The 7,581-nt window shown below is 56.5% G+C and carries 9 protein-coding genes; 3 read left to right on the top strand and 6 right to left on the bottom strand.

The features are described from left to right. Nucleotides 1-204: 204 nt before the first annotated feature. Entirely contained in the window at nucleotides 205-1,326 is a 1,122-nt protein-coding gene (locus tag IAE48_RS16345; protein ID WP_200134988.1) for a cupin domain-containing protein, read from the bottom strand. A 65-nt stretch (nucleotides 1,327-1,391) separates the two neighbouring features. Beyond that, the gene (locus tag IAE48_RS16340; RefSeq protein WP_200134987.1) at nucleotides 1,392-2,315 is read right to left on the bottom strand and encodes a LysR family transcriptional regulator; all 924 of its coding nucleotides are present in this window, start codon (nucleotides 2,313-2,315) and stop codon (nucleotides 1,392-1,394) included. A 101-nt stretch (nucleotides 2,316-2,416) separates the two neighbouring features. Here IAE48_RS16340 and IAE48_RS16335 point away from each other — a divergent pair, with 101 nt between their 5' ends. Further along, nucleotides 2,417-3,484 carry an SDR family oxidoreductase gene (locus tag IAE48_RS16335; protein ID WP_200134986.1) on the top strand — a complete coding sequence of 356 codons (1,068 nt, stop codon included), beginning with the start codon at nucleotides 2,417-2,419 and terminating at the stop codon, nucleotides 3,482-3,484. On the opposite strand, the gene IAE48_RS16330 is transcribed toward IAE48_RS16335, so the two are convergent. Further along, nucleotides 3,471-4,244, bottom strand: coding sequence for a class I SAM-dependent methyltransferase (locus IAE48_RS16330; protein WP_200134985.1), 774 nt, complete (start codon nucleotides 4,242-4,244; stop codon nucleotides 3,471-3,473). The two genes, IAE48_RS16335 and IAE48_RS16330, sit on opposite strands and share 14 nt — an antisense overlap. A gap of 113 nt (nucleotides 4,245-4,357) precedes the next feature. On the opposite strand from IAE48_RS16330, the gene IAE48_RS16325 reads away from it, so the two are divergent. Further along, nucleotides 4,358-5,137, top strand: coding sequence for a helix-turn-helix transcriptional regulator (locus tag IAE48_RS16325; protein ID WP_200134984.1), 780 nt, complete (start codon nucleotides 4,358-4,360; stop codon nucleotides 5,135-5,137). Nucleotides 5,138-5,177: 40 nt separating this feature from the next. Here IAE48_RS16325 and IAE48_RS24345 read toward each other — a convergent pair whose 3' ends face one another. After that, nucleotides 5,178-5,366, bottom strand: a complete 189-nt coding sequence (locus IAE48_RS24345; protein ID WP_076769157.1) for a cold-shock protein — start codon at nucleotides 5,364-5,366, stop codon at nucleotides 5,178-5,180. A 10-nt stretch (nucleotides 5,367-5,376) separates the two neighbouring features. After that, nucleotides 5,377-5,589, bottom strand: coding sequence for an RNA chaperone/antiterminator CspA (cspA, locus tag IAE48_RS16320; RefSeq protein ID WP_023480861.1), 213 nt, complete (start codon nucleotides 5,587-5,589; stop codon nucleotides 5,377-5,379). A gap of 362 nt (nucleotides 5,590-5,951) precedes the next feature. Between cspA and uxuA the strand changes: the two genes are divergently transcribed. Beyond that, nucleotides 5,952-7,019: a mannonate dehydratase gene (gene uxuA / locus IAE48_RS16315; protein ID WP_200134983.1), complete on the top strand. Its 1,068-nt coding sequence runs from the start codon at nucleotides 5,952-5,954 to the stop codon at nucleotides 7,017-7,019. A 22-nt stretch (nucleotides 7,020-7,041) separates the two neighbouring features. On the opposite strand, the gene IAE48_RS16310 is transcribed toward uxuA, so the two are convergent. After that, the gene (locus IAE48_RS16310) at nucleotides 7,042-7,557 is read right to left on the bottom strand and encodes an ATP-binding protein (RefSeq protein ID WP_200134982.1); all 516 of its coding nucleotides are present in this window, start codon (nucleotides 7,555-7,557) and stop codon (nucleotides 7,042-7,044) included. Between the last annotated feature and the right edge of the window lie 24 nt (nucleotides 7,558-7,581).

Genomic DNA, 7,581 nt, shown 5'->3' with positions numbered 1-7,581 from the left:
CTGTAAGCCGCCATCCGGCATCTGTACACGGGAAAAATGCCGGATGGCGCTACGCTTATCCGGCCTACGAGTAACTGCCTGAATGCGCTTATCCCGCAGCCTGGAATGTAGGCCGGATAAGGCTGTAAGCCGCCATCCGGCATCTGCACAACGGCAAAATGCCGGATGGCGCTGCGCTTATCCGGCCTACGCGTAACTGCATAATTAATCCTCGAAATACCAATAACCCTGATTGACCAGCCAGGTCAGCTCGTCGGCAAAGGCCGGGTTATCCAGCGCACTGCCCAACTCCTGCACGCCAATGGAGGTATAGCGGCAGAGCGCATCGGCGGCTTGCGGCTCGGCGGTCTCCAGACATTCGCTATTAATAAAGAAACGGTCGCCAACGCGCAGGGCGCGCAGCCCGCTGAGACGCGTTAACCTCTGCCCCTCTTTCAATGCGCCGATCACCTCATCGACCGGGTAATCATCCGGCTCCGGTGCCACATCCAGCTCGTGACGCGGCGTGGTAATAAAGCTGCCAAACCAGCGGTTGAAGTGCTCGGGATCGTTGATCATCGAGATCATCATACTGCGCACGCGCTCCAGCTCGTACTCCTCAACCCGGCCAGTATGTTCACGGCAGATGAGATCCGGATCGCTGTAGTGCTCGCCGCCAAGATCGTTTTCCAGTGCGTAATCCGCAAAGCTGCTGATCAGATCGCGGCCGTTCGGCCCACGAAAACCAATCGAGTAGTTAAAGGCCGTTTCGTGGGTAAAGCCATCGTGCGGGAAACCGGGTGGGATGTAGAGGATATCGCCCGGCTCAAGATCTTCATCAATGATTGGCTGGAAAGGATCAACATGCAGCAACGCCGGATGCGGGCAGAACTGGCGCATCGGCAGCTTATCGCCCACGCGCCAGCGGCGGCTGCCCATCCCCTGAATAATAAAGACGTCATACTGGTCGATATGCGGGCCAACGCCGCCGCCCGGCACAGAGTAGGAGATCATCAGATCATCAAAGCGCCAGGCGGGCAGCACGCGAAACGGCTCCACCAGCTCGGCGGAAGGCGCATGCCAGTGGTTTACCGCCTGCGCCAGCAGGGACCAGTCGCGCTCGCCTAAGTGATCGAACGTCTCGAAAGGACCGTTCCACGCCTGCCACTGGCCATCGACGTGGCTGACAATGCGGCTGTCGATCTCCGGCTCCATCGCCAGGCCTGCCAGTTCATCGGGCGAAATCGGGTCGACAAAATCGGTAAATGCGCCTTTCAGCACCACAGGTTGCTTCTGCCAGTATTTCTCAAGAAATTCCGGCCAGTTGAGGTTGAGTTGATAAGCCATAGATCCACACCAGTGAGAAGGGAAACGGCGCTGATTATAAAAAGAGAGCGCCCCCCTCCGCCTTGTCATGGGTCAAGGGCAAGCGGCGGCGCGATAACTAATTGTTCAAGTGCGCTTAACAGCGCATCGACTTTTGGCAGCAGCTGTTTACGCCGCGGCCACACCAGGCTGAGGGGCAACCCATCCGGCTGCTGGTGCGGCAGCACGATAACCAACTCGCCGCGCGCTAACTGCTGATGCACCAGCCAGGTGGGCATCTGCCCGACGCCAAGCCCGGCGCAGAGCGCGTGGCGCTGCGCATCCACATCGCCCAGCGTCATGCGGTAAGGCACGCTGCGCCACTCCGGGTGTCCATCTTCCGTCAGCAATAACCAGGGTTTGCTGCTGCCATCGACGCGCTCATAGAGGATCGCCCGGTGGCGGAGCAGCTGCGCCTCGTTTTGCGGCGTGCCTTCCCGGCGCAGATAGTCCGGCGAAGCGCAAAAGACCATCTTTTCCCGTCCAAGCTGCCGGTGGCCAATCGACACCGGTAAGTCGCCACCCAGCCCAATACGCACCGCCACATCAATCCCCTCATCAAAGAGATCCACAAAGCGGTCAGAGAAGGTGATGCTGAGATCAATCTCCGGGTGCTGTTGGCAAAAGGGGATCAGCGCGGGCATCACGCCGAGCCGCCCGTAGGTGGTCGGCACCGCCAGCCGCAGGCGGCCAGAGGGGATAGAGCGGTGCGCCGCCAGCACCGATTCGGCTTCTGCCAGCTCTTCAAGGATGCGAATGCAGGTCTGGAAATAGGCCTGCCCGGCATCCGTCAGCGTCAAACGGCGGGTGGTGCGCTCCAGCAACCGCGAGCCGAGGCGCGCTTCCAGCCGGCTAATGCTTTTGCTGATCGCCGAGCCGGTCAGATGCAGGCGCTCTGCGGCAGCGGCAAAACTCCCCTCTTCGACGCTGGCGACAAAGGGGACGATATCTTTCAGGCGTTGATCGCTCATTGCATTACTGAATTGAGGTTATGAATGATGTGAATTAATAGCAGAGATAAGAATTAAATTCTCTATTAGGCTTTAAAGCTGATAAAGAAAAGGAGCCCCCTATGCAAAAACGTGCATTGATAGTCGGTATTAGTGGCGTGATTGGTCGCGCACTGGCAGAACAACTTAAAGGCGAAGGGTGGCAGGTCAGCGGCCTGTCGCGCGGCCGTGGCGCAATCCCGGACGGGTGCGAAAGCCTGACCGCCGATCTCACCGATGCGGCCGCCATCAATGAGGCGCTAAAAGAGGCGCAGGTTGATGCGCTCTTCTTCAGCGTCTGGTCACGCCAGGAGAATGAGCAGGCCAACATCCGCGTTAACGGCGCCATCGTCAAAAACGTGATTGAGGCGCTCGGCGAGCGGCTCAACGGCAGCCACGTGGCGCTGGTGACCGGCCTGAAACACTACCTTGGCCCGTTCGAGGCTTACGGTAAAGGCGCGGTTCCGGTCACGCCGTTCCGCGAGGAGCAGGGTCGCCAGCCGGTGGAGAACTTCTACTACGCGCAGGAAGATGAACTCTTTGCCGGAGCAGAAAAGTATGGCTACCGCTGGAGCGTCCATCGCCCGCACACCATCATTGGCTATGCTCTCGGCAATGCGATGAATATGGGCCAGACGCTGGCGGTCTACGCCACGCTATGCCGTGAGAAAGGCTGGCCGTTTATCTTCCCCGGCTCACCCGAGCAGTGGAACGGGCTGGCGGACGTTACCGATGCCGGTTTACTGGCCGAGCAGCTGAGCTGGGCGGCACAGAGCGAGCAGGCGGCGAATGAAGATTTCAACGCGGTGAATGGCGATGTCTTCCGCTGGAACTGGCTGTGGCCGAAGCTGGCGGCCTATTTCGGCATTGAAGCGGCGGCCTATCCGGCAAGCATGATGCCGCTGGAAAACCGCATGCAGGAGGCGCAGGCAGCCTGGACGGAGATCGCCGGAAAGTATCAGCTTCGCGAAGCGGATATCAACAAGCTGGCCTCCTGGTGGCACACGGATGCCGACCTCGGTCGCCCGATGGAAGCCTTCACGGATATGAGCAAAAGCCGCAAAGCAGGCTTTACCGGCTACCGCTCAACGCCGGACTCCTTCTTTGCGCTGTTTGACCGCCTGAAGCAGGAAAAGATTATCCCGCGTTAATGTTTTGCGCCTGAAACATCAGGGTGTCGGAGGTGAAACTGCCTTGCTCGTCGAGCGCGAAATGGCTTTTCACCTCATCCGAGGTGGTCTGTTGCAGGTAGCGGATCGCCGCGCGCAGCACCTCCGGGGTTTGCATACGCTCAACCCAGGAGGTGTACTCCAGCGCCAGGCGGTCGGTGATGAGTTTATCCACCAGCAGGCCGCTCTGCTGCGTCATCTGCAACCAATCCCCCGGCGAGTAGTTGCGAACGTGGGAGGGATCGCGCAGCACTTCGATGGTTTGCAGCCAGATATCCAGCACCGGACGGCCGGGTGAAGTGATATCCATCAGAATGAACTTCCCGCCGGGTTTCAGCACTCGCTGCACTTCACGTAACGCCTGCGGCACATCGTGCCAGTGGTGCGCCGAGTAGCGGCTTATCACTACATCAAATTCGCCTTCAGCAAAGGGCAGCGCTTCTGCCGCGCCGTGAACGGTGCGCAGGTTGTTCAACTGGCGATCGCTGGCGGCCTGGCGCACAACGGCCAGCATCTTCTCTGATAAATCATACGCGGTAACATCGCGCACCACGCCTGCGGCAACAAAACTGGCATGCCCTGCGCCGCAGCCTAAATCGAGCACTGAGGCCGCCGGGTTTTCACCCAGCCACTGCGCCAGGCGCACTAAATCTTCCCCCTGAGAATGTACCTGGCTGCTTAAATAGGCCTGCGCCCGATCGCCAAACTGCTGCTGCGTTAACTGATGATGATTTACGGCCATGCTCTTTTTCCTTTTCATGATGGATGACGACAAACCGGCTCAGTTGCGACTGTACGACCCTTTTTATAGGGGTACAATATGGCTACTTATACTGGTATTAGCAGGTACCACCCATGGAAAATACCCTCTTTGCCGGGCCAAAAGCGCTGGGCGAGTTCTTACGATCCCAGCGGGAAAACACCCTGCCTGCGGATATTGGCCTGCCCGCGCAAGGGAGGCGGCGCACGCGCGGGTTACGGCGAGAAGAAGTGGCGCAGCTCAGCGGCATCAGCACCACCTGGTATACCTGGATTGAGCAGGGGCGCGACATTGTTGTCTCGCCGCAAACCCTGTCGAATATCGCCAACGTATTAAGAATGAAGCCAACGGAGCGAAATTACCTCTTCCATCTGGCGCGGCAGAACGATCCGCAGAAAGAGCATGTGGTGACGGTGGAAAAAGAGGTGCTGGCCTCGGTGCAGCAGATGGCGTGCCCCTGCTATCTGCTCGATTTAACCTGGACAATGCTGGCGTGGAATAGGGCAGCCGAAGCGCTTTTCAGCGGCTGGCTGGACAGCGATCCGCAGCCGAATATGATGAGTTTTATGTTCCGTCATCCGCTGGCGCGCACGCTGGTGGCCGACTGGGAGCCGCGCGCCAGCCGCATTGTGGCGGAGCTGCGGGCCGATGCAATGCACTATCCGCACGACCAGGCCCTGAATAGTTTTGTTGAGAGTCTGCGTAGTGAGAGCGAGCTGTTTCGCACCTTCTGGTCGCGCCAGCAGGTGGTAGTGCGCGAAGGCGGCGAGCGGGTGTTTATGCATGCACAGCGCGGAGAGCTGCACTACCGGCAGATGACCTGGCAATTAACCAGTAATCGTTCGGTAAAAATGATTATGTTGGTGGGGGAGTAAAAAAGAGGCATAAAAAAAGGCCAGTAAACTGGCCTTTTTATTATTTACGGAATTCCATCGTAACGTGGTTTGACTGCATAATCGCGGCGATATTATCAAATGTCATCATTGCAGATTTGCAAAAAATACATTTGGCACCGGCCGGATTTTTCTCAGTCACGTCAAAATTGGAGACTCTGTATTGCGACCCGTGACAGCACGGGCAGCGGAAATGGATATGGTTCGTAATAAAATCGTCCTTAGCGCGGCACTACGTTAGCAGCGGCCGGGCCTTTCGCACCATTTTCAATGGTGAATTCAACTTCTTGATTTTCATCAAGAGTGCGGTAGTTATCGCTCTGGATTGCAGAGAAGTGTACGAATACATCTTTGCTGCCATCTTTAGGAGTGATGAAGCCAAAGCCTTTCTCAGCGTTGAACCATTTTACGATACCAGTCATTTTATTAGACATGTTTGTTACCCTTTTGTGTTATAGGCCTTTTTAGGCGGCAATGGTCTGAGGCATTATTTATCAGCGTGTAAAGAGACCCAAAAAGAAGTAACTATCGAGGTACTTAGAGATGAGAGAGACTTTAGTGGACTACTGGCTGGAGATAATGATTTATCAAACCGACGAGTCATTAACGCACGGTTATGGTTCAGGGCGCAAGGCTTTATTTAGAAACTTTTGTCAGCATTACGTAAACGTTAGATAAGCAGCGTAACGCGAAAATGGGTTGTGTGAAGAGGATCGCAAAAAGATAGCGTGCCGCGCGTTACTATCAATACTAGTATGGCAGTTAAAGCTATGGACTGATAAAGGTGGTAACAAGCATGCAAATGACGATGCGCTGGTTTGGGCCAGTCGAAGATAAAATTCCGCTGGCGCATATCCGCCAGGTTCCAGGCGTTGAAGGCGTGGTGGGCGCGCTGTATGACGTGCCCGTCGGCGAGGTGTGGCCGCAGGATAAAGTGCGCGCGCTGGCCGATCAGGTTCAGCAGGCGGGGTTAAAAATGGAGGTGATTGAGAGCGTCAATATTCATGATGACATCAAAATCGGCCTGCCGAGCCGCGATCGCTTTATCGCCAACTACCAGCAAACCATCCGTCATTTAGCGGAGATCGGTATCAAAGTCATCTGCTACAACTTTATGCCGGTGTTCGACTGGATGAAGACCGAGATGAACTACATCCTGCCGGACGGTTCAGTGACCATGGCGTTTGAGAAAAGAGGCATCGATAAAACGCTGGATGAAGTGGTGAAAGAGGTACTGGAGAACTCCAATGGTTTTGCGCTGCCGGGCTGGGAGCCAGAACGGCTGGCGAAAGTGCAGGCGCTGTTTGCCAAATATAAAGATGTCGATGAGAACAGACTGCGCCAGAACCTGGTCTATTTCCTTGAGCGCGTGATCCCGGTGTGCGAAGAGGTCGGCATCAAAATGGCGATTCATCCGGACGATCCGCCCTACTCTATCTTCGGCCTGCCGCGCATTGTGAAAAACCGTGACGATCTCGACTGGATATGTAATGCCGTCAACTCTGAGGCCAACGGCATCACCTTATGCACCGGCTCCATCGCCGAAGATCCGGATAATAACGTCTACGAAATCCTCGCCGAGTTTACCCGCCGCAGGCGCATCCACTTCGCCCACGTGCGCAATATCAAGCTGATTCAGGGTAAGGATTTCTACGAATCGGCGCACCTTTCGCGCTACGGCTCGCTCGATATGTATGAGGTGATGAAAGCCCTGCATGACAACGGCTTTAATGGCTATATTCGCCCGGATCACGGCCGTTTTATCTGGGGCGAAACCGGGCGTCCGGGCTATGGCCTCTACGACCGCGCGCTCGGCGTCACCTATCTGCACGGCTTATGGGAAGCGCTGGAAAAACGCCACTAACCCTGACCAACAGCACCGGTGTTTACCGGTGCTCTTCCTCATAGCGGCGCACCTTAAAGCCCTCTTCATCGGCAGGCGGCACAAAGTAGCGGGTAATCCACTCAAACTGCGCGTCGGTGGCGGCGAAATCGTGCTCGCCCGCCGCATTGCGCTGGCGCAGGCGCGCTTTACAGGCCTCATCGCTTACCACGAGATAGTGCAGCAGATGTTGCACCCCGGCGTCGTGAATAATCGACATCATCCACTGACGGCTGGCGACGGTATTGGCGGGAAAATCGAGGATCACGTTTACCCCGGCCTGTAACAGGGCGATGACATGGTGCTTAATTGCTCGCTTAAGCACCGCGGAGTAGTGCACATAATCCTCTACGCTTCGCATCGACTCTTTAAACAGCAGTGCCAGCCAGCTATCTTCGCTGAGCACCACGCTGCCCGGCGTTTGCGCAAGCGTTGCCGCCAGAGTCGATTTACCGGAAGCAATTTTGCCGCAGAGAATATGCAGCGTTGGCCCGTTTTGGCTTGTCTCATCAATGCGCATGCTATGGCTCCCGTCTGCGCTTAA

It is taken from the genome of Kosakonia sp. S57 (assembly GCF_016516575.1).
In the GTDB taxonomy this organism is placed as follows: domain Bacteria; phylum Pseudomonadota; class Gammaproteobacteria; order Enterobacterales; family Enterobacteriaceae; genus Kosakonia; species Kosakonia cowanii.
The sequence above is the reverse complement of the archived record's forward strand: the minus strand, read 5'-3'. Positions and strand labels throughout refer to the sequence as shown.